The organism is Clostridium sp. CAG:221, assembly GCA_000435835.1.
GTDB lineage: Bacteria > Bacillota > Clostridia > Clostridiales > Clostridiaceae > Clostridium.
Genome location: FR883378.1, coordinates 1 through 21,688, shown reverse-complemented (window position 1 = coordinate 21,688; position 21,688 = coordinate 1). Strand labels below are relative to the sequence as shown.

General features: G+C 29.5%; 22 protein-coding genes and 3 pseudogenes. 8 read left to right on the top strand and 17 right to left on the bottom strand.

What is annotated here, in order from left to right; all coding sequences use genetic code 11:
• Window positions 1–110: 110 nt before the first annotated feature.
• Together Q5O44_RS03400 and Q5O44_RS03395 are read right to left on the bottom strand one after the other, a co-directional pair.
• The gene (locus tag Q5O44_RS03400; protein WP_022166982.1) at window positions 111–2,297 is read right to left on the bottom strand and encodes an alpha-galactosidase; all 2,187 of its coding nucleotides are present in this window, start codon (window positions 2,295–2,297) and stop codon (window positions 111–113) included.
• Between the two features lie 341 nt (window positions 2,298–2,638).
• Window positions 2,639–2,773: pseudogene (locus Q5O44_RS03395) on the bottom strand (arsenate reductase ArsC); the annotation flags it as partial.
• A 199-nt stretch (window positions 2,774–2,972) separates the two neighbouring features.
• Between Q5O44_RS03395 and Q5O44_RS03390 the strand changes: the two are divergent.
• A pseudogene (locus Q5O44_RS03390) lies at window positions 2,973–3,218 on the top strand (NAD-dependent protein deacylase); the annotation flags it as partial.
• Between the two features lie 58 nt (window positions 3,219–3,276).
• Here Q5O44_RS03390 and Q5O44_RS03385 read toward each other — a convergent pair.
• Together Q5O44_RS03385 and Q5O44_RS03380 are read right to left on the bottom strand one after the other, a co-directional pair.
• Entirely contained in the window at window positions 3,277–4,068 is a 792-nt protein-coding gene (locus Q5O44_RS03385; RefSeq protein ID WP_022166980.1) for a 5'-methylthioadenosine/adenosylhomocysteine nucleosidase, read from the bottom strand.
• A 652-nt stretch (window positions 4,069–4,720) separates the two neighbouring features.
• Window positions 4,721–4,960, bottom strand: a complete 240-nt coding sequence (locus Q5O44_RS03380) for a spore coat protein (RefSeq protein ID WP_370545560.1) — start codon at window positions 4,958–4,960, stop codon at window positions 4,721–4,723.
• Window positions 4,961–5,095: 135 nt separating this feature from the next.
• Between Q5O44_RS03380 and Q5O44_RS03375 the strand changes: the two genes are divergently transcribed.
• Window positions 5,096–5,650 carry a TIGR01440 family protein gene (locus Q5O44_RS03375; protein WP_022166979.1) on the top strand — a complete coding sequence of 185 codons (555 nt, stop codon included), beginning with the start codon at window positions 5,096–5,098 and terminating at the stop codon, window positions 5,648–5,650.
• A 91-nt stretch (window positions 5,651–5,741) separates the two neighbouring features.
• Here the strand turns inward: Q5O44_RS03375 and Q5O44_RS03370 are convergent, their stop codons facing one another.
• From Q5O44_RS03370 to Q5O44_RS03345, 6 genes are all read right to left on the bottom strand, one after another.
• Window positions 5,742–7,145, bottom strand: a complete 1,404-nt coding sequence (locus tag Q5O44_RS03370) for a radical SAM protein (protein ID WP_022166978.1) — start codon at window positions 7,143–7,145, stop codon at window positions 5,742–5,744.
• 159 nt (window positions 7,146–7,304) lie between these two features.
• Window positions 7,305–7,451: a hypothetical protein gene (locus tag Q5O44_RS03365; RefSeq protein ID WP_022166977.1), complete on the bottom strand. Its 147-nt coding sequence runs from the start codon at window positions 7,449–7,451 to the stop codon at window positions 7,305–7,307.
• 138 nt (window positions 7,452–7,589) lie between these two features.
• A complete protein-coding gene (locus Q5O44_RS03360) occupies window positions 7,590–7,817 on the bottom strand; it encodes a YgjV family protein (protein WP_022166976.1) in 228 nt (75 codons plus the stop codon).
• Window positions 7,818–7,828: 11 nt separating this feature from the next.
• The gene (locus tag Q5O44_RS03355; protein ID WP_022166975.1) at window positions 7,829–9,052 is read right to left on the bottom strand and encodes an NAD(P)/FAD-dependent oxidoreductase; all 1,224 of its coding nucleotides are present in this window, start codon (window positions 9,050–9,052) and stop codon (window positions 7,829–7,831) included.
• Window position 9,053: 1 nt separating this feature from the next.
• Window positions 9,054–9,467 carry a 4Fe-4S dicluster domain-containing protein gene (locus Q5O44_RS03350; protein ID WP_022166974.1) on the bottom strand — a complete coding sequence of 138 codons (414 nt, stop codon included), beginning with the start codon at window positions 9,465–9,467 and terminating at the stop codon, window positions 9,054–9,056.
• Between the two features lie 10 nt (window positions 9,468–9,477).
• The gene (locus Q5O44_RS03345) at window positions 9,478–11,562 is read right to left on the bottom strand and encodes a molybdopterin oxidoreductase family protein (protein ID WP_022166973.1); all 2,085 of its coding nucleotides are present in this window, start codon (window positions 11,560–11,562) and stop codon (window positions 9,478–9,480) included.
• Between the two features lie 218 nt (window positions 11,563–11,780).
• On the opposite strand from Q5O44_RS03345, the gene Q5O44_RS03340 reads away from it, so the two are divergent.
• Window positions 11,781–12,359, top strand: a complete 579-nt coding sequence (locus tag Q5O44_RS03340) for a sporulation peptidase YabG (RefSeq protein WP_302637300.1) — start codon at window positions 11,781–11,783, stop codon at window positions 12,357–12,359.
• A 32-nt stretch (window positions 12,360–12,391) separates the two neighbouring features.
• Here the strand turns inward: Q5O44_RS03340 and Q5O44_RS03335 are convergent, their stop codons facing one another.
• Window positions 12,392–12,598, bottom strand: a complete 207-nt coding sequence (locus tag Q5O44_RS03335; RefSeq protein ID WP_022166971.1) for a hypothetical protein — start codon at window positions 12,596–12,598, stop codon at window positions 12,392–12,394.
• Window positions 12,599–12,839: 241 nt separating this feature from the next.
• Between Q5O44_RS03335 and modA the strand changes: the two genes are divergently transcribed.
• The 4 genes from modA (at window position 12,840) to Q5O44_RS03315 (ending at window position 15,845) form a co-directional block, all read left to right on the top strand.
• On the top strand, window positions 12,840–13,619 hold the full coding sequence (gene modA / locus Q5O44_RS03330) for a molybdate ABC transporter substrate-binding protein (protein WP_022166970.1): 780 nt from the start codon (window positions 12,840–12,842) through the stop codon (window positions 13,617–13,619).
• Between the two features lie 24 nt (window positions 13,620–13,643).
• Window positions 13,644–14,321, top strand: a complete 678-nt coding sequence (gene modB / locus Q5O44_RS03325; RefSeq protein ID WP_022166969.1) for a molybdate ABC transporter permease subunit — start codon at window positions 13,644–13,646, stop codon at window positions 14,319–14,321.
• The gene (locus Q5O44_RS03320; protein WP_022166968.1) at window positions 14,322–15,362 is read left to right on the top strand and encodes a sulfate/molybdate ABC transporter ATP-binding protein; all 1,041 of its coding nucleotides are present in this window, start codon (window positions 14,322–14,324) and stop codon (window positions 15,360–15,362) included.
• Between the two features lie 66 nt (window positions 15,363–15,428).
• Complete coding sequence (locus tag Q5O44_RS03315; RefSeq protein ID WP_022166967.1) at window positions 15,429–15,845, top strand: molybdopterin-binding protein; 417 nt, start codon at window positions 15,429–15,431, stop codon at window positions 15,843–15,845.
• Here the strand turns inward: Q5O44_RS03315 and Q5O44_RS03310 are convergent.
• The 6 genes and pseudogenes from Q5O44_RS03310 to Q5O44_RS03285 all read right to left on the bottom strand — a co-directional run bounded on the left by Q5O44_RS03310 (window position 15,831) and on the right by Q5O44_RS03285 (window position 20,656).
• Window positions 15,831–16,115 (bottom strand): hypothetical protein, encoded by a 285-nt coding sequence (locus Q5O44_RS03310; RefSeq protein ID WP_302637296.1) that lies wholly within the window; start codon window positions 16,113–16,115, stop codon window positions 15,831–15,833. The two genes, Q5O44_RS03315 and Q5O44_RS03310, sit on opposite strands and share 15 nt — an antisense overlap.
• Window positions 16,116–16,469: a hypothetical protein gene (locus tag Q5O44_RS03305; RefSeq protein ID WP_022166965.1), complete on the bottom strand. Its 354-nt coding sequence runs from the start codon at window positions 16,467–16,469 to the stop codon at window positions 16,116–16,118.
• A gap of 29 nt (window positions 16,470–16,498) precedes the next feature.
• The gene (locus tag Q5O44_RS03300) at window positions 16,499–17,584 is read right to left on the bottom strand and encodes an alpha/beta fold hydrolase (protein ID WP_022166964.1); all 1,086 of its coding nucleotides are present in this window, start codon (window positions 17,582–17,584) and stop codon (window positions 16,499–16,501) included.
• Between the two features lie 145 nt (window positions 17,585–17,729).
• Window positions 17,730–18,101, bottom strand: a pseudogene (locus Q5O44_RS03295) (alpha/beta fold hydrolase); the annotation flags it as partial.
• 295 nt (window positions 18,102–18,396) lie between these two features.
• On the bottom strand, window positions 18,397–19,368 hold the full coding sequence (locus Q5O44_RS03290) for a sodium:calcium antiporter (protein WP_291659968.1): 972 nt from the start codon (window positions 19,366–19,368) through the stop codon (window positions 18,397–18,399).
• 217 nt (window positions 19,369–19,585) lie between these two features.
• Window positions 19,586–20,656 (bottom strand): glycosyltransferase family 2 protein, encoded by a 1,071-nt coding sequence (locus Q5O44_RS03285; protein WP_022166961.1) that lies wholly within the window; start codon window positions 20,654–20,656, stop codon window positions 19,586–19,588.
• A gap of 213 nt (window positions 20,657–20,869) precedes the next feature.
• On the opposite strand from Q5O44_RS03285, the gene Q5O44_RS03280 reads away from it, so the two are divergent.
• On the top strand, window positions 20,870–21,688 hold an 819-nt coding region (locus Q5O44_RS03280), incomplete at its 3' end, for a DNRLRE domain-containing protein (protein ID WP_302637293.1).

The window sequence follows — 21,688 nt, the reverse complement described above, 5'->3', positions numbered from 1 at the left end:
TTTTGAAGTTTTTCATAACGATATTATATGCAAAAAAGGGAATTCAAACTCGAATTCCCCTTTTTTTATCGGCTAGTATCGAAAGTTATTTCGATACATCCCCTTTATATCTATATTTTTTCTATTGTCCAAACTCTACTTTGATAATCTCCCAATAATTCTCCTATATATAATCCTACGTACATTAATTCATCTCCGCCATATACTTCATTAGTTTCTACAACTTTATATATGGCTTCTTTTTCTAATCCTCTTAACTTTAATCTCTTAGGTAATACATTAACCTCACCATATGGCTTAACGTAAGTTATAACACCTTTCGATTTATCTTTTGATAAATGCATCCAAGCTGCATCATTTCCGTCAAAAGTATTTTTTAATCTATATAAATCTCCAAATTGACATATTTGTCTTATTTCTTTATAGAATTCTACTTGTTTTTTAACTTCTTCCTTTTCTTCACTGGTCATTTTATTTATATCTAATTCATATCCAAAGCTTCCTTCCATTGCTACAGCTGCTCTTGTGCTTAGAGGTGTTATTCTTCCTACTTGATGATTAGGTACTTCTGACACATGACTTCCCATTGTTACTGTTGGATATACTAGAGAAGTTCCATATTGAATTTTTAATCTTTCTATAGCATCCGTATCATCGCTTGCCCAAGTTTGTGGCATATAATATAACATTCCGCCATCAAATCTTCCACCCCCCCCTGAGCAACTTTCAAATAATATTTCTGGAAACTCTGATGTTATTGTTTCCATAATTCTATATAAACCAAGCATATATCTATGAGCTACTTCTTTTTGTCTTTCTCTTGGTAAATTACTTGATCCTATTTCTGTCATGTTTCTGTTCATATCCCACTTAACATAAGATATTGGTGCTGATTTTAATACATCTTTAAGCATTTTTATTATAGCATCACATACTTCTTCTCTTGATAAATCTAAAATTAATTGCTTTCTAGCTTGATTTCTAGTTCTTCCTGGAACATGAATACACCAATCTGGATGTTCTTCATATAACTTACTCTTAGGAGATATCATTTCTGGCTCAAACCATAAACCAAATTTTAATCCCATTTCATTTATATCTTTTGCTAAATCATTTAATGTACCTTGAATTTTTTCTTCATTTACAAACCAGTCACCTAATGAACTATCGTCATTATCTCTTGTTCCAAACCATCCATCATCTAAGACAAATAATTCAATTCCAAGGTCTGCTGCATCTTTTGCTATGCTCTTAATTTTTTCTCCATTAAAATTGAAATATGTTGCTTCCCAGTTATTAATTAATATAGGTCTTTCTTTATCTCTATATACCCCTCTACATAGTCTCTTTCTATATAAATCATGGAATATATGACTCATTCCTGTTAACCCATTTGATGAATATACAAGAACTGCTTCCGGAGCTTGGAATTCTTCATTTGGCTCTAAAAGCCATGAAAAATCAAAAGGATTAATACCTATTTGTGCTCTTGAATTATTATACATATCAACTTCTACATTAGCTAAAAAATTTCCACTATATATTAAATTTAATCCATATACATCTCCATACTCTTCATTAGCATCATGACTTGCTAAAGCTATAAATGGATTTTGAGCATGACTACTAGCCCCTCTTCTACTTTCTATCAATTGATTTCCACTTCTTAATGGAGTTCTTACCATATGTCTTTCTCTAGCCCATGCTCCTGATAATTGAATTAAATCAAATTCATTACTATTAAAATCAACATTAGCACTTAAAACTCTTAAAATCTCAACGTTATTATTACTGTTATTTATAACTCTACAGCTTCTTGTTATTGCATCATATTCTTCAAATACTGTATATGATAAAACAATTCTTAATTCTGCTAATTTATCCACTAAAGTAATTTCTAAAGTTTCTCCATCTATATCGTTTTCCATATACGTAGCAGGTAATCCTCTAAGTTCCTTTTTTCCTCTAAAAATGCTGTGATTTTCATATCTAAAATCAGTAAGTGTTGTTCCGTTAGCTAATTTTATTTCTATTGCAGGAGAACGTAAATCAGTATGACCATATGTTGGATATTCAACTGTATTTAATTCTATACTAAAATTATCAATATTATCTGTATCAGCTAGAAAGCTTCCTTTACCATATTTCTTAAAAATATAATCTAACTTATTAGATTCTAGCTTTCTTCCCCAGTATAAATGTATTAAATGACCTGTATCAGCTACCATTAATGCATAGCTTGTATTTTTAGATTTTATATTAAATACTTTTTTATCTTCATTATATATTATTGCCATATTTATCCCTCACCTCTAACAATTTTTCAATGTAAAGTAATTATACTATTTATTAATATAATAAAATATGTAAAAATGTTGTTTTTATATGTAAAAGTGTTGTTTTTATAATAATATATACGCAAATTTATTAAATATAATTTTAATAATTTAATTATAGACAACAATTATCCTTTTATCCAAAAATAAATAGCTACTTATAAGAAATACGTAACTATTTATTTTAAGCACTATATCACCAACAATAAATTAAATAAAACTGTTAATAACCTATAATAAAAGAGACCTACTTTTAACTGCCACTGTAAAGTAGACAGGGGGCAGTTAATTTTTTAGGTCTCTTATAAATTATTATTCTTTATTCTTTCTGCTAAATCTTTAATTTTGCTTTCTATAATTTTAGAAGTATTAATAAATTCTTCATCACATTTTCCTGTAGGATCTTCTAATCCCCAGTCTTCAATATGCTTTTCTGGATTTGCATCTGCAGTATCTTTTGTTAACATGTCCTTAAAAGTTGGATCTGTACATTGTGATGCATAAAACTCAAGTTTCTTTTCAATTGTACAGTGAGCTCCAATTAAGTGACGAAGATTTTGAAGCTCTAATTGATTTAAATTAGCCATATAATCACTCCTTATAATTATTCACTTATATTATTTGACTTATTGTGATTTATATGAAGAAGGCTTAGATGATAATGTAATTAGAGGTTCTATTGATGCCATTTCTAAAGCAGATACCTTAATTATAGGTGGAACTTCTCTAGTTGTCTATCCTGCTGCTGGACTTATAAATTAATTTAGAGGTAAGAATCTTATCTTAATTAATAAGAGTTCAACTTCTGCTGATTCTAATGCTGATCTTGTAATTCATGATGCTATTGGTAAGGTTTTAGGGGAAGCTGTTAATAATATTTAATATTAAAGATGGTATCTTAAAATTAATTTTAAGATACCATCTTTACTTATTTATTCTATTAATAAAGTTTTATAAATTCCTCTACCATTTTACTAGCATTTTTTGCAGCTATAGGTAAAAACTCTTCATATGAAAGTTCTGCTTCTCCATTAGCTTTATCTGATATTGAACGAAGTATAACATATGGAACTTCATTTAAGTATGCAACTTGAGCCATAGCTGCTCCTTCCATTTCCACAGCACTTACTTCACCAAAATTACTTTTTATTCTTTCTGCTATTTCACCACCAGCAACAAACTGATCTCCTGATGCAATACGGCCTTCTTTTACTGTAACTTCTGGAACATTTTTAGATGCTTCTTTAGCAATTTCAATCATATCTTGATCAGCTTCAAAGAAAGTAACACCTAATCTTGATATTTCTCCAAGTGGATCTCCAAATACTGTAGTATCAAAATCATGTTGTACTGCTTCTGTAGAAATTACTATATCTCCTTGCTCTAAAGATGGATTTAAAGTACCTGCTACTCCTGAGTTTATTAAAGCTGTAACATTAAATTTATCAATTAATATCTGAGTACAAGTTGCCATATTTACTTTTCCAACACCTGAACGTACTAAAACTATATCTTTTCCTTCAAAAGTTCCTTTATAAAATTCCATTCCTGCAATAACTTCTGTTTCAGCTATAGTCATCTTACTTTTTAATATTTCTACTTCTTCCTCCATAGCTCCTATTACACCTAATACTTTAGCGTTGCTATTTTCAGCTTTCTTATTATTACATCCTACTAATGTAAAAACTAATAAAACACTTAAAAATCCTAATAATAATCTTTTCTTTTTCATTTGCTTCTCCCATTATATAAATATTTTTTAAAATTTTAAACTTTTTATTCGTGTTTGTACATATTTTATACCACACTTTATTTATATACGCAATATATTTTAATAAAAATTTAGTTTTTATGCATAATTTAACGAACAATAATTATTTTTTATTTTGCTTATTAAGTTCTTCTAGTGCTTTTTCCTTCTCTTGATGGGCTTTAACTAAATTGCTAATCATTTCAGGATCTTCTAACAACCCTCGTAAATACCATTCATTACACATACCAAAAATAGCATAAGGTTATAAGTATTCTTTAACAGAATATGTTATAAGTAATATTGCTAAAACAAACCTTTATAAAGATCAAGTAGATAACCAAAATATAAATGTTTTAACTGGTGAAGAATTCGATAATGTTACAAACACATATGAAAACAATCGCAAACTGCTTGGTATTACGAGTTTAATAAATAATTTCTCTATATTGCTTGTCCTTAATATTACTTCAAGTAATCAGATACTTATCGTTAATACCTAAATTATACACATATAAACTTTTTCTTAAAACATAATAAATAAATTTATTTTAAATAGCCTGCATCATCTTTGTGACAGGCTATTTTATATTCTTTATTTAAACTTAATATAGATTTTTTTTACTTCATAATATTATCCTTGAGACATTTGTTGCTTTACAGTAGCAATTTCTTCAGGTGTTGCTTGTTGTGCTGGAATATAGTAGCCCTTTTCTTTTGCTTTTGTAAAAAGAAGATATTGGCGTACTTCATCTTTATTTCTCATTTCTTGTATAGTGGCACGTAATTGCTGATTTTCACATTGTGCAATAATTCCTCCATAACCAGCTAAACTTGCATTTAATGATGCAAGATAAATACTCCTTATAATTATTCACTTATATTATTTGAATTATTGTGATTTATATGTATGCTCATATTTATAATCATATTATTATGAGATATAATAACAATATAATATATAGCAATAATAGCTTAAAAATCTTGCTTTTAAAGGAGAATAAAATATATGTCTGAATTATTAGATTCTATTTATAACCAAGCTAAACAAGCCACTGAAGAATTATGTGAAAAAGCTAAGCTTAAAGAAGGAAATATAGTTATCATCGGATGCTCTTCCAGTGAAGTTACTGGAGAACTTATTGGCACACATTCAAGCCTTGAAACTGCAGAAGCTGTCTTTAAAGGAATTTATGAAGTGCTTTCTTCAAAAAATATATATCTGGCAGCTCAATGCTGTGAACATTTAAATAGAGCTATCATTGTTGAACGTGCCGCTGTTCCACTATATGATGATGTTAATGTTATCCCTCAACCTAAGGCTGGTGGATCATTTGCCACAACTGCTTATAAGACTTTTAAGGAGCCTGTGGCTGTAGAGCATATAAAAGCTGATGCTGGTCTAGATATTGGTGGAACTCTTATTGGTATGCACTTAAAAGAAGTTGCTGTACCTTTACGTTTAAGCATTGACCATATTGGAAATGCTATCTTACTTGCTGCTAGAACAAGGCCTAAATTCATTGGTGGTATTCGTGCTACTTATAATGAAGATTTATTATAAAAAAGAAATTGCCTTTTTAGACAATTTCTTTTTTTAAGATTTAACACTTAGCTAACGTATTCTGGCATCCCCCTAAAAACTAAATATTATATTATACTTTCATATAATTATTTTTTTCATCTTTTTTACTACAACTAGCACAACCTTTTTTACATCTTAAATTTTCTTTCCATAATGGTTCTGCCCTCTTAGCCCATGTCTTTCCATATTCAATGGTCTTCTTGCATAAATCGTCTACTTCTTCTGGATTAATAAATTCTGTAGACTTAGCCCCTGAATTCTTAACCATTTCTGCAATCTTAGGTGCATTATCTAATATAGGACATGGTCTAAATTGGTTTTCATTAAAAGGTTGATTTTTTTGATACTCTCTAAATAGCGGTTGTCCCAAAGCTTCTACCAATGATACCTCCTTAATATTAGCTCCTGAATAATGACAAAATACACATGGTTCAACATCTCCATTGGCATTGATATGGCAATAACGTCTTCCTCCAGCAATACAGCCTCCAACATATTCAGCATCATGCCAAAAATCCATATTAAAGATAGCTTTGTTATTTCTCCATCCACGGATAGTCCTATATAATTTTTCTCTTTGATCTGGATTAGCCATTAATGAAGTATCTGTACCACATCCAACTGGCATGAAGGTGAAATACCATGAGAAAAATGCTCCTTTATCTATCATTAAATCAATAAATTTATCACTTAAGACGCTATCACAATTTGCAGTTGTAAAGCAAGTAGAGAAGCCAAAAGGAACTTTGTTTAATTTCATTAAATCCATTGCTCGCATTATATCTTTCCAAGAACCTTTTCCTCTTCTTCCATCGGTAGCATCACCAAATCCTTCTACGCTTATAGTAGGTACTATATTACCTAATCTGCATAAATCATCACAAAATTGTTGATCAATAAGTGTTCCATTGGTAAATATCATAAATACACAATCATCATGTTTTTCAGCAAGCCTTAGTATATCTTTTTTCCTTACTAGAGGCTCTCCTCCAGTCATTATATAGAAGTATATTCCCAGTTCCTTTCCTTCAGTGAACAATTTATCTAATTGTTCAAAAGATAAATTTAAAGCCTTATTATAATCAGCTGCCCAACAACCAATACATTTTTTATTACATGCAGTAGTTGGATCTACTAAAATTGTAAATGGTATATCATAACCATACTTTTCTTTATTTTTTTCAATTTCTCCCCATCCTTTTATTGCTGCATTAAGTAAGAAATTTGTAAATACTGTTTGTAATATGTTTGGATTTATTTCTTTGGTCATTCTCACCATCAGTTGTCTCCAATTATTATCTTTTTCTGCTAAATAACCTTCAATAACATCATATTGGTCATCATATAAGTGTTCTGTATCAAATTTTCTAATCCATTTCATTATCTTTTCTAAATTCTCTTCTGGGTTCTTTCGTAAATAATTAAATACTTGTCTCAAAAACATTTTTTCTACTTTGTACTTAGCATTTAACATATAATTCCCCCCTTATATCAATTGAAAATAATTAATAATTGTCTTTATGGCTACTAATATTAATATTCTAATGTTTATATTATTATACTTATGTAATTTATAAAAATTAAAACCTATTGATATCTATTTTTTATCAATAGGTTTTACACTTATACTTAATTAATACATTTCGTACTCATCTTTTTCACTTGAAAGCTGGGTTTCATCAATTCCTAAATCCTCACATGCCTGTTCAAAGCTACATCCGTTTTCATCAATATACTTTGCTAAATATGAAGTAATGTCCATTTGAGAATAATTGTTCATAACCAAAACCTCCTAAATTCATTTAATAAAATTTATCTTTTACAGAAATAAATTTTTTATACATAACTTTTTTTATTTCCTTATATAAAAAGATATATTCAGCTTAACTTATATTTATGAAAACATTTACTAAAAATTTTAATTTTTATTATATAATTTATATAAATAATATATATTTATAAAAACTATTATTGAATTTATTATTGCTACTGGATATGCTTTGATGCTAAATCCATAAAAAGCAAAAAGTAAAGATCCTACAAGATTAATAAATCTCAATTTAACTATATCTTTCATAAACATGGATATGGCTATTAATATTGATGCTAAATATCCTATCCACTCAATTAAAGGAATACCAAACATACATATAACCCCTAATATACAAATTCTAAATTTTCCTTTTCGTTAAAGAAGTCAGAATAATCAATTTGGAATATTGGTTTCTTAACCCTATCTATATTTATCTTATCTTTTATAAGCTGTGTTAATACACCTACATATGATAAGTCTCCTTGAACTATTGCTCCATAAATTGTTCCATTCTTATGTATAATCTTTTTATAATCCTTTCCTTTTATCTCTACAGCTTCTTCATAAGTATCATCTGGCTTAATAACAGTTCCTAAGGACATTGTTGCTACACCACAAAAATTCATAGTATTTTTACTACCAAAAAAATCTTCCATATATATATCCTTATTGCACATATTGTTGGCTGCAATTAATCCTTCCTTTACTGCAGTTGGCCATATAGGATTTCTTCCACTTATATCTCCTGCTCCATAAACATCTTTAACATTTGTTTCTCCTTTAGGATTAAATATTAAGCCAAATTTATCACATTCAATACCAGAACCTTCTAGAAAACCTACATTAGACCTTACACCTGTACATGCAATGATAAGTTCTCCTGGAACTTCTTCACCAGTATTCAATTTTATTGCCACAGGATTATTATTTTCATCAACAATTACTTTTTCTGCTCTTACATTAAATCTAAAATCCACCCCTTCCTCTTTCAACCTTTCAATATATACATTGGCTGCATAATGATCTAGTTGCAGTGGTAATATCCTATCTCCCATTTCTATCATAGTTACTTTGGCATCATAATCTAACAGACCTGCCATTGCATCTACACCAACAAGACCTGCTCCTAGTATAATAATATTTTTAACTTTTGGAGCTATTTCTTTTATCCTTATGGCATCATCTAAATTTCTTAATCCTATTACATTATTGGCAGTACGCAAATTTTCTATTGGAGGTAGGAATGATGATGCACCTGTTGCCAATACTACCTTTTCATATGGCAAGTCTTCTCCATTATCTAGTTTAAGCTTTTTTTCTTTCGTATCAATGCCTGTTACTTCCACGCCCTTCATCCATTTAATATCATATTTTTTGAAAAACTCTCCTGGAGAAAAGTCTAAATCTTCTATATCACGGCGTCCATCTAAGAAATGATGCAAAATACAACGTGAATATACATATTCATCTTTTGATACTAAGATGATTTCTATATCTTTATTTATTTCTCTTAAAGTCTTAGCTGCATTTATTCCAGCAGCTGAAGCACCTACTACTACATATGCCATCTTATGATTCCACCTCCTGTAAGGTTAATGCTCCCATTGGGCATTTTGCTGCACACTGTGGAGTCTGTTCTTTGACAGTAAGACACATATCACATTTCATAACTTCTCTATTGGTCTGATAATCCATTTTTAATACTCCATAAGGACATGCCATTATGCACATAAAACATGTTGCACATCTGCTTTTATCATAAAGTGCATAGCCAGTTTCATTATCTTTTTGCATTGCACCAGTAGGACATGCATAAACACATTCTGGTCTTGTACAGTGCCTACAATAAATTGGTGCATAATTTCCTTGACTATTAATTACTACATGACCTCTTGTATCTCTTCCTCCATGAGCCACTTTACATGCTGTAGTACATGTTAAACATCCTATACATTTTTTCCTATCAATCTTTATCCTTTTCATAGCTTTTCTCCTAATATACTTTTTCTATGTTAACTGGTACATATTTAAAACTAGGCTCTTTTGAATACTTATCAAAGATAGATGGCAGCACTGAATTTGCCTCTACATAATGCATTGGTGCAAATAAATGATCTTTCTTTACAGTCCTGCTAAATTTAACAATGAAATAATTTATCACTCCATTTGGTGATACTATCTTTATCTTTTCATTTTCATTTATACCTAATTCTTCTGCTAAATCAGGGTTCATATTTACATACCCTTCTTTAACTGAAATAGCATATACATCCTGTATTTCTCTTGTCCTTGTTAGTGTATGCCATTGACCTACAGTAGCTCTGCCTGTGTTAAGTAAATATGGATATTCTTCATTTTGCTTATATTTAACTTCCTCTATATCTTCATAGATAAATTTTGCTTTTCCACTGGCAGTATAAAAATGTTTATCTTCAAAGAGCCTTCTTTCATCTTCTTCTAGCTTTTCTCCTTCCCTAAACGGCCATTGTATACCTCTAGATTCCTTAAGATTTTCATAAGTTACACCAGTTATATCACAAGGAGTTCCTTTAGTACATTGCTTTATAGTATTAAAGGCTATCTCTGGAGTCTTCCATTTATCTAAAAGCTTACCCATTCCTAATGCTTTACCTATACCTAATGCAATATCATAATCTGATAGTTCATTTTCCATCTTTGGAAGTACAGGATCTAACTTAGAAAGTCTTCTCTCAGTATTTATAATTACTCCTTCCTTCTTTAATCCATTAGTTGATGGCAAGAACAAATCACAATACTTAGCTGTTTCAGTATCACTATAAATATCCTGTACCACTAGAAATTCAAGTTTTTCTGCTGCTTTCTTAAATTCATAATCATTTATCCATGATACTATTGGATTAGTGGCAACTATCCATAATGCCTTTATTTCACCTGAAAGTATCTTATCTACTATGACGTTATAAGGCAATGTTGGCTTAGTAGGAAGCATATCTTCATCAATATCTAAAGCTTCTGCAACAGCTTTCCTTCTTTTTTCATCAGTGTATTCTCCTCCACCATAAAGACCTGTAGTATTGCTAAATGCCCTTGAACCCATGGCATTACATTGTCCTGTTATAGAATTTGCTCCTGTACCTGGTCTTCCTATATTTCCAGTCATTAGCGCTAAATTAATAATTCCTTGTGCTGTTCTTACAGCTTGATATCCTTGATTTACTCCCATGGTCCACCAAAATGATACATTTTTACCTTTATGTATTATTTCTGCTAACTCTTTAACTCTCCCCTTAGAAATTCCAGTATATTCTTCCACATCATTTATATCATATTTTTTAATATGTTCTTTAAAACCTTCAAAGTCTTCTGTATGATTTCTGATAAACTCCTCATCAATCCAATTGTTTTCAATAAGTACATTTGCTATGGCATATATAAGATATAAGTCACTCTTAGGTTTAAGATCTATCCATATATCTGAATTACAAGCTGTCTCACTTCTTCTTGGATCTATCACTATAATCTTTTTATCCTTAATTTCATTTTTTAATACTCTACTCCATAATATTGGATGTGCTACCACTGGATTGCTACCAAAAAATATTATTACATCAGAAAGTTCTAAATCCTTTAAAGTATATGGTGGCGCATCAAATCCAAAGCTTTGTTTATATGCTACAACTGATGTAGCCATGCAAAGTCTAGTATTACCATCACCATTACCACCTAAGAAAGTCCTGCCTATGTGACCAATAAGAGCCATCTCTTCAGTGCATAATTGACCTGTACTTAAAAATGCAAAGCTTTCTTTACCATTCTCCTTTTGAATCTTTTTTACACGTTCAGCAAATATATTAAAAGCTTCCTTCCAAGATATCTGCTTTAAATCACCATTTTTATCCTTCAATATTGGAAGTACAGGATTTTCAAATTTAGTATTTTGCTTATCTAAATTAAGTCCTTTTACACAACAAAATCCTGCATTTACTGGATAATCCTCTGTAGGTTTCACCGCATTTATAAAATTTTCTTCGTTAACATGAAAATCAAAATTACATGCTATTGAGCAATAATTACAGGTAGATCTTACTACTTTCATATTGTCCTCTCCTTAATAATAAATATTTAATATACTTATTTTTAATTATTCTTTTTTCTTTTATTCCTTAACTGCTAAAGTTATATAAAAAATTTAGTATTTTTCTTCATCTACTATCATTTAATTATGTAACTGCATAATATGTAATATATAAAATTTTAAGGAGGATTTCTGCATATCAACTGTTATATTTAATTATGCAGAATATTTTAGATACTATGAAAACTATAGCTTATACCAATCCTCCATGGTTAAAAAATTGCTGCTCTGGTCTTGTTCTTCATATAGATTCTGATATATCTTGTCTTAAGCAGTGCATAAGTTTATATAAGTATTTAAATGTAAATGTAATAGGAGTAGTTATTAAAGAAGAAAAACAGCCTCAATATATCCTATATTTATTAAGTAAATACAACCCCAATATATTAGTTGTAACAGGGCATGATTGTAGTAAGACTACTAATCCATACTCTAGAAATATCAATGACTATAAATATTCAAAATATTTTATTCAATCTGTACTACTGGCTAGAAGATATAATCCTGATACTAATAAATTAGTTATTATTGCAGGAGGCTGTGAATCATATTATGAATCATTAATAAAAGCTGGTGCCAATTTTGCCAGCTCTCCTGAAAGAATATCAATTACTATTACTGCTCCTGTATATATTGCCTACAGATTATTTAACACTCCTAGAAACATGGTAGTAACAATGGATTCTCTTTATAATGATTTTCATTTTGACTATGGAAGCTTTGGCGGAATAAACACTTATGGCCAATGTTATAAATAAAAAATAAGCTGTATGTTTATACAGCTTATTTTTTATTTATATAATCCTAATTCAATTATTCTATTTACTAATAATCCTATATTAACTTCTTTTAAGCTCATTGGTACATCTATTATCTTATCTACCATTGTAACTTCTACATATTCAACAAGCTTTCCATCTTCATCAATATAATCAATACAATCATATGTAATTATATCTTCCTTAAGCTGTTTCTTAAGTGCTTTTAAATTATCCATTTCCTTAACTCCTTTGTAAATATTATTATATAAATTATATTATATTCCTTAAGTTATTGCCATTATTTTGCCGGTATCTTTAGTATCACATCCACCTAATCCTTCAATTTCCTTTATAAATTGAAATTTCATTACTTTCATGCTATATTAACGATTATAACAAAACATGTTGAAACATATTAAAACATAACAAAACTAATTATATTTTATAAAATTTATTAAATAAAGAGGTATTTTTATTATGATTAAAAGATTAAAATTCTTATCAACCTTATGCTGCTTATCATTATTGTTAACAGGATGTTCTTCTTCAACTGACAAAGAAGATAAATCAATTGAACTTAATATATCAGCTGCCGCTAGCTTAAAGGAAGCTATGGCTGACTTAGAAGCTGCCTATACAAGTAAAAATCCTGAAATATCTTTTGTTGTAAACTATGGTTCTTCTGGATCCCTTCAACAACAAATAGAACAAGGTGCACCTTGTGATTTATTTATTTCAGCTGGTGAAAAGCAAATGACTGCCTTAGATGAAGAAGGATTACTTTTAGATGGTACTAATAAAGATTTAGTAAAAAATTCTTTGGTGCTTATTTCAAACAACAATAGTGAAATTACTTCTATTGATAGCTTAACTTCTGATACAGTATCTAAAATCGCCCTTGGTGAACCTTCTAGTGTTCCTGCTGGTAAGTATGCTGATGAAACTTTGACTTCTCTTGCAATTAAAGACAGTTTAAGTGATAAACTTGTCTTTGCTAAAGATGTTAAAGAAGTATTAGCATGGACTGCTTCTGGAAATGCTGATGTTGGTTTTGTATATTTAAGTGATGCTTTAAGCAACGAGAACGTAAAAATTGTAGAAACTATTTCTGAAGAATACCACTCACCAATTACTTATCCTGTTGCTGTTATTAAAGATAGCCAAAATACTGATGCAGCCAAAGCATTTGAAGATTTCTTATTTACTGACGAAGCTCAAAATATATTTAAAAAATATGGTTATAAATCTGTAGAATAAAATTTTTCAAGGAGGTATGATGCTATGAATTTTTCACCTTTATGGATATCAATAAAAACATCCTTGCTGGCTACACTGATTACCTTTATATTAGGCATAATAGTATCCTACTTGGTTGTTAATTACAAAGGAAGGTTTAAGGGATTTATTGATGGCATCTTTACCCTTCCTCTTATTTTACCACCAACTGTTCTTGGCTTTTTCTTGCTGCTTATTTGCGGTAAGAATGGTCCTGTAGGAAAGCTATTAAAACTTTTTGATACTAACATAATTTTTTCATGGACTGCTACTGTCATTGCGGCAACTGTAGTTGCTTTTCCTATGATGTATAGAACTACCCGCTCATCTTTTGAGCAAATAGACCCTAATATCATATCTGCTGCTAGAACTTTAGGCTTAAGTGAGTTTAAAATATTTTATAAAATTGCTATACCTCTTGCTTGGCCTGGCATAATAGCAGGTATTGTATTATCTTTTGCTAGAGCCATGGGTGAATTTGGTGCCACTTTGATGATTGCTGGTAATATTCCTGGTAAAACTCAAACCATGCCACTTGCTATATTTTTTGCGGTGGAAAGTGGCGATATGTCTACAGCACTTAAATGGGTAGCTATAATTGTTTTTATTTCTTTTATTATGATAATGGTTTTAAATTACTGGTCTGAATATAACTTAAAAATTACAGGGAAGAGGGGAAGATAAATGTCTTTAGAAATTAATATTGAAAAAGACCTTGGTACATTTAAGCTAAAAACAAGTTTTAATAATAGTTCCGGTTCTCTAGGATTCTTAGGTGAATCTGGCTCTGGAAAAAGCATGTGCTTAAAATGCATTGCTGGTTTAGAAACACCTGATAAAGGCAAAATTGTAATTAATGATAAAATTCTATTTGATTCTGAAAAAAAAATTAATCTTCCGCCACAAGAAAGAAAAATAGGCTATTTATTTCAAAATTATGCATTATTCCCTAACATGACTATAGAAGAAAATCTAAGTATAGCCTTAAAAAATTTATCTAAACAGGAAAAGAAAAAACTTTGTAATGAATACATAGAAAAATTCCATTTAACTGGCCTAAATAAAAGATATCCTTGGCAGCTATCAGGTGGACAGCAGCAAAGAGTGGCACTAGCAAGGGCATTAATAACATCTCCTGAAATCTTGCTATTAGATGAACCTTTTTCTGCCTTAGATCATCATCTTCGTCATAACATGGAAAAAGAACTTGTAAATACTTTAAAGGACTTTAATGGTGATATAATATTTGTTACTCATGATATAGAAGAATGTTATCGTGTATGTTCCAATATACTTGTCTTTAATAAGGGAATTGCCCTAAATAAAAGAGATAAAAATGCTTTATTTAACTTCCCTCAGTCCCTTACTGAAGCAAAACTTACAGGTTGCAACAACATTTCAAAAGCAAAGAAAATTTCTGATAAAAAAGTTTATGCCATTGATTGGGGTTATGAGCTACTTTTAAATGATGAAGTGCCAGAAAACATTGGCTATATAGGCATACGATCTCATAATATTCTTGTGTCTGAAGATAACAGTTCTGATAATGTATTTACTTTTCAGGTATCAGATATTTTAGATAATCCCTTTGATATTACTGTTTCATTATCTTCTCCTATTTCTACAGGTAATATCAATATAAAATTAAAAAAAGAAAACTTTACTTTAAAAATAGGCAGTATAATAAAGCTTACTTTTCCTAAAGAACATATATTTTTCTTTTAATTAATTGTATTATCCTACCATATTATGTATAATTATGGTAGGAATTTTTTATAAGGAGATATGGTCATGAAATTAAGCGCAAGAAATAAATTTATTGGTAAAGTTACAGATGTTACTAGAGGAGCTGTTAATGGTATTGTAAAAATAGAACTTTCTAATGGACAACATATTACATCATCAATCACTTTAGAAGCTATTGATGATTTAGATATAACTGTGGGAAAAGAAGTAACAGCTATCATTAAATCTACATCAGTCTTAATTGGTAGAGGGCAGTTAACATTAAGTGCAAGAAATAAGCTTTCTGGTACAATTATTGATATTAATAGAGGTGCTGTTAATGCTATCGTAAAAGTAGAACTTCCTTCAAATGTAGTTATCTCATCTTCAATAACTCTTGAGGCTGTAGATGAACTTGATTTAACCGTTGGTACGGAAGTTACTGCTGTAGTAAAAGCTAGCGAAGTATTAATAATGGCTTAAAATTAAAATGTCTAAAGATTTGTTTTTACACAATTCTTTAGACATTCTTGTATTTTTATCTAATATTTCAATAGTTTTTTCAAGCTCGGATAAAAGTTTTTTAGCAACTTCTGCTTCTTCTTTTGATTTCATAATGAATTCCTGACTCCATCTAGTTATATAGTACATAACTACAATAAGAACTCCAAAGCAAAGCACTGTATTTAAGATAGCCATCCAATTTATTACATCATTATCAATAATAAATTGAATACCTATGTTAAAAAGCAATCATATAGTAGACATCTGTTTAGTAAACTTTAAATCAAAATACATTGTTGTTGAAATAACAGCAAATAACATAAGCCATATGGTCATAACAAAAAATGTATTATACGTAACTACTAGAATTAATAAAGATATTATTAAAACACATTTTGCATAACTTTCTGTTCTCTCATTTTTATTTAATGCTATAGCAAGTAGATTTGATAAAACTAGTATGGCTACTCTCAATAGATTTTTATTTACAGTTACCCCCATAAGTACATAGGATAAATGCATTATCACGCCTACCCAAAAAGTGTTTATAAGTATCTTATTTACTTTTTTCATATGATTTCTCATTAAGTCATTCTCTACCACAATATTCCTCTCAAGATCATCAATTTATCTTACGTATTTTTATAAAAATTAAATATTTTCTCTAAGTATGGTTTTAATATTTCATCAGACTCCCTATACATATCGTGCTGTGCGCTTTCAATAACTACAAGTTCACAATTCTTTGCATATGAAGCAAAAGTATTCTGACCACCTGGCAATACATATGTATCTTTTTCTGCTTGAAATAATAATACTGGAATTTCTATTTTCTCAACATTATCCTTTTTTGTTATTTCCTTTGTTAATTTAAAACTTTCATTAAGCCACATATATGAAGCACCACTTCTTGGGAATAACTCATTATTAACAATATTATCATATGTATAAGAATACCTTGCTTCCGAAGATGTGCATGCTCCTTCAAAATCATATTCATCAGTATATGGTTTTTCTCCAGCTGCATATAAATAACCTAAACCAAAGTTTGCCATTACCCATGTAATAGGTCTAGCAATAAACTTAGGGAATGACCCTGTATTAACCTCCATCATAGGTCCTGTAAGTACTGCTGCATCAAAGTATTCTGGATAATCCTGAAGAAATTTTGCAGCTATTCCTCCACCCATTGAATGAGCAAATAAGAATAAATCTTTATCTCCACTATCTGGAACAACAATCTCATCAATAAACTTTTTTAAATCTAAGATATAGTAATTATAATCTTCAACATATATTTGCGAAGTATCTTTACCTAAATATCCAGATCTTCCATGTCCTCTATACTCCATGGCAAATACTGAATAACCATTTTTTAAAAAGTAATATATTATTTCATTATATTTATCAATAACCTCTGTAAATCCATGGCTTATTACTATACTTCCTACTGGATCTTCTACCATATATTTCTTATAAAAAATATCTATTCCTTCCTGACCTTCTATATATCCACTTTTTTCAAGGTTGTTTAGATATGGTTCAACTATTTCTTTCATTTCATAAGCATAATTATCTTCACTTATGAATATTTCATTTAAGTTGCTTTCAACCATTTTATCAGCCCATACACATTTATAATTGAAAACTACGCAATTTATAAGAAATAGGCTTAAAGCAATAAATCTATGAATATTTTTATTATATTTTTTACTCACTAACTTTTCCTCCTTTTCAATATTACTCCATTTACTACTGTCGTATTAAAGATATAATTCTTTATAAATTTATTTAAAAAAGAAAATTCAGAGTGAATTCTAAATTTTCTTTTACATCTTTTACTTCTGTAATTTTTCCATAATATTAAAGGTTTTCTTCTAAGAAAGTTAAATCATCTGTTAGTGCAAATGCTTGTTTTAACCATCTATATGATGCTCCACCCTTTTGGAACATTTCTTCCTTTATCATTATATCATAAGCATAGTCAAACATCGATTTCGAGAATGTATTAGATGTATCAAAGTAATATCCTTCTTCATATGGACCTTGTCCTAATACATAATCTACACCTTTTCCAAGCCTAACCATCGAATTGGCTATAGTTCTTGCTAATGTAGCATTGACAGAGCCTGTATCTACTTCCATCATTGGAGCACTTAATACTGCTGCTGCGAAATACTCTGGATACATTTCAACAAATCTTGCTGCTATCCCCCCACCCATTGAGTGAGCAAATAAGAATAATTTATTATCTTAAATCTATATATCCTTCTTTTCTATTATTTATATCTATGTCATAATAATTATTCATTTTTTTAATTAATATAATCTTTTTACATATTACCACCCTTTTCTTTATACATCAACATATTTTACCTATTTTTCTATTTTATTTTTTATATGTTATTATTTTATATCTTATTGTTAAATTCAATTAAATTTATAATTAAATCACATTATCATTTTTTTAAATTTTCATTAATATAAATATTGTAAGAAAAGACAAGCATAGTAAAATGCTTGTCTTTTTTTATACAATCATGAATAATAAATAGCTAACTATAATTCCAATGGATGGAATATATAAAATGTATTTATTTTTAATTTTATCTTTAATCTTTAGTACAGTTAACATCAATATTGTACTAATTAATCCAAATAAAACTAAGTTTTTTGTTTGGTTATCAGTAAAATTATATACTGTTCCTCCAATAAATAGTAAATCACTTATAAATATAATTAAGAAATTAAATAAATTACTTCCAACAACATTTCCTACTGCCACATTGAAGTTACCAATCTTAACCAGAGAAACACATGATGTAAGCTCTGGAAGAGATGTTGCAATACCTAATAATAAAGCACCTGCTAAACTTGCACCTAAATTAAGTCTAGCTGCTATAATATCAGTAACGTATGTAATTAATATACTTGAAAATACTAATCCAAAACTTACTAAAATAAATCTTACAATTATTTGCTTTAATGAAAGTGATGTTGTTATAGCTGCTTCTTCTTCACCTTCATCTGCTGAACCGCTATCATCACCTGACATTGTCTTAACTCCTAATATATATAGTACTAATACAATTATTGATGTAATAGAAACTGTTAATATTTCAAAGTTAAGCACATTTAACATATTTAAGGCTACTGCTACATATATAGCAACTGTAACCCATGCAGTATAACTATGGCTTTTTGATATATTGGACTTTTTAAAGTTATTAGTCCATAAAATAATAAGCACTGCTATGATTGTCATGTTAAACAAGTTACTGCCTAAAATATTTCCCAGGGAAAGTCCTGGATTCTTTAGCCATACTGTTGATGATAAACTTGTTAATAATTCAGGAAGCGATGTTACTGCTGATAAAAGAACACCTCCTATAAATGCCCCTGATAATTTTGTGTTCTTATCTAATAAATCAACGTATATAGATGCTTTAATAGATAATAATACTACTGCTGCTGCCAGCGCTAAGTAAATTAAATAAATCATATAAATCCCTCCATTATTTTGTCCTGTATAAAAAACGAGACTTACAGATAGCATGTCTATACATACTATCTGTAAGTCTCGTTTTTTAAGATAATACCAGACCAATTGGCCATGATTGTTGATATTATCACAGTAATTCACTGCAAACTACTCCCCTACAGGACTTATTAACTTAATTATATTCTTAAAATAATATAATTTCAAGGAATTTTAAATATTATTTAACCTTATTTAAAAGATATTTCCTATTATTGATTACACTACTATGGCTCGGTACATATCTAGCAGCTAACTCATTATATTCATTAGCTTTATTAAAATCACCTATCTTACAATAACATACACATAATTGAAGAGCTGGTACCCAAGTATACATACAACTATTAACTAAGCTCAGACTTCCTGGTTTTGGTGAGTTATTTATTGCATTCTCATACCAAAACGCCGCTATTTCATATTTTTCTTTTTCATAAAATATATAACCAATTCTACAACATAAATCACTGGAAGGAATATCATACTGTAAGCCCTTAAATAAATACTCTTCTTCCTTATCCTTATAACCAATAAAACCATAGCACTCTGAAATTTTTATAAGAGCTTGCTTTATATCTTCAATCCATCCTTTTTCAGTAGCTATAAAATCCTCATAGGATTTTATAGCTTCAAAATAGTATTCATTATCATACAGTTCATTACCATAATAAAATAAATCTCGTGGAGAAAATTCTTGATTTTCAAGTGCCATCTTACGGAATATTTTTAAATTTCTATCAGTATATTCCTTATCTTTTAAGTGTCTTACAGCAATATCTACACTTAATATATTGCCATAAACCTCTAAATACTCATGTACTTTACCTATCCATATATAATTGTTTTTCCTTTTAACAATTCTATTTCGCCTTAATGAAACTACTGGATTATTATTCTCATCTGTTGATAATACATACATCATTGATATTACATCAACAGTGTTATTTAAATTTTCTTTCAATAACTTTAGCTTCTCTTGATCTTCCTTTTCCAGAACATCATCTGCATCTAACCATAATATATAATCCATCCGCGCCTTACTAAAAGCAAAATTTCTAGCTTCTGCAAAATCATCTTTCCAAGGAAAATCATAAATATCTGCTTTATACTTTTTTACTTTTTCTTTTGTACTATCTTGTGAGCCAGTATCTACTATAATTATTTCATCAACTATATCAACTACTGTGTTAAGACATCTTTCTATTACCTTTTCTTCATCTTTCACAATCATACATAAACTTATGGTACTCATTAATACCTCTTAAAATCTTTCTTCCACTATCATATTAATTTAAGTTTATATTTTTGTTACTTTAGTTTAAATTTATATATAGAATTATCAAAATATGTAACCTTTATTTAATTTCAATTCCTGTCGATTTTACTCGAACCTAATAAAATAAAAACTCATACTATAATATTGAGTTAAACTTTATTACGTTTTAGATTAAGGAGTTGATTAACATTGAAAAAAGGAATAAAGATAGCTTCAACTGGAAGTACCTATATTGCTAGTGGAACCCCTGATAGTAATTTTTCTTCAGCTTCCAGTTTGCTAGTAGGAAATTTATCTTCCTGTTGTCCAGCTGCAAATGAATATAGATCTATAATTAGCTTTGACTTAACTAATTTTTCATTTCCAATAAAGATGGCTGTACTTTATCTATATATAGAAAATATTCAGTCTACTACAGATTGTAATCTATCTATATCAATAAGCAATAATACTACTGCTGTAGATACAAGTACCGTAACTTGGAATACTGCACCTGCAGTAGATTATTTTTCTACACTTAACTATAAATTGCTTAAATCTGATATTGGCTGCTATATCAAACTAGATGTTACCCCAATAGTAAGATGTTGGCAATGTACTCCTGGAGTAAAGAGCATTACACTAAGCTCTAACAGCATCATAAACCGTGCACCTCTTGTTACTATTGCATCTACAAATTCTTGTAATCCACCTGTTTTAGCTGTTGTTCCTGCAAAACCTTGTAAACCTGATCATTGCTGTAATGGATTCGATCCATTCCCTTGTTCATTCCCTAAGTGCTGCCCTTGCCCTTGTCCTTGTCCAACAGGATCAAACCCAAGCGGTGCATGTACTCCTTCAAACTTTAATCCTGCTTTATCAGCTTTCTATACTGCAGGACAAGTCGTTAGATATAACAATCAACTATATCTAGTAAATACTAACAACCCTCAAGGAACACCTGGCAGCTCTACTGACTTCACATTGTTAAGTACAAGTGGTGATACCGGTGCTACTGGTGCTACCGGT

Bases quoted from the DNA above. Each gene is read 5' to 3' on its own strand.
- Q5O44_RS03400 (WP_022166982.1), bottom strand. From the start codon at position 2,297: ATGGCAATAATATATAATGAAGATAAAAAAGTATTTAATATAAAATCT.
- Q5O44_RS03385 (WP_022166980.1), bottom strand. From the start codon at position 4,068: ATGAAAAAGAAAAGATTATTATTAGGATTTTTAAGTGTTTTATTAGTT.
- Q5O44_RS03375 (WP_022166979.1), top strand. From the start codon at position 5,096: ATGTCTGAATTATTAGATTCTATTTATAACCAAGCTAAACAAGCCACT.
- Q5O44_RS03370 (WP_022166978.1), bottom strand. From the start codon at position 7,145: ATGTTAAATGCTAAGTACAAAGTAGAAAAAATGTTTTTGAGACAAGTA.
- Q5O44_RS03365 (WP_022166977.1), bottom strand. From the start codon at position 7,451: ATGAACAATTATTCTCAAATGGACATTACTTCATATTTAGCAAAGTAT.
- Q5O44_RS03360 (WP_022166976.1), bottom strand. From the start codon at position 7,817: ATGTTTGGTATTCCTTTAATTGAGTGGATAGGATATTTAGCATCAATA.
- Q5O44_RS03355 (WP_022166975.1), bottom strand. From the start codon at position 9,052: ATGGCATATGTAGTAGTAGGTGCTTCAGCTGCTGGAATAAATGCAGCT.
- Q5O44_RS03350 (WP_022166974.1), bottom strand. From the start codon at position 9,467: ATGAAAAGGATAAAGATTGATAGGAAAAAATGTATAGGATGTTTAACA.
- Q5O44_RS03345 (WP_022166973.1), bottom strand. From the start codon at position 11,562: ATGAAAGTAGTAAGATCTACCTGTAATTATTGCTCAATAGCATGTAAT.
- Q5O44_RS03340 (WP_302637300.1), top strand. From the start codon at position 11,781: ATGAAAACTATAGCTTATACCAATCCTCCATGGTTAAAAAATTGCTGC.
- Q5O44_RS03335 (WP_022166971.1), bottom strand. From the start codon at position 12,598: ATGGATAATTTAAAAGCACTTAAGAAACAGCTTAAGGAAGATATAATT.
- modA (WP_022166970.1), top strand. From the start codon at position 12,840: ATGATTAAAAGATTAAAATTCTTATCAACCTTATGCTGCTTATCATTA.
- modB (WP_022166969.1), top strand. From the start codon at position 13,644: ATGAATTTTTCACCTTTATGGATATCAATAAAAACATCCTTGCTGGCT.
- Q5O44_RS03320 (WP_022166968.1), top strand. From the start codon at position 14,322: ATGTCTTTAGAAATTAATATTGAAAAAGACCTTGGTACATTTAAGCTA.
- Q5O44_RS03315 (WP_022166967.1), top strand. From the start codon at position 15,429: ATGAAATTAAGCGCAAGAAATAAATTTATTGGTAAAGTTACAGATGTT.
- Q5O44_RS03290 (WP_291659968.1), bottom strand. From the start codon at position 19,368: ATGATTTATTTAATTTACTTAGCGCTGGCAGCAGCAGTAGTATTATTA.
- Q5O44_RS03285 (WP_022166961.1), bottom strand. From the start codon at position 20,656: ATGAGTACCATAAGTTTATGTATGATTGTGAAAGATGAAGAAAAGGTA.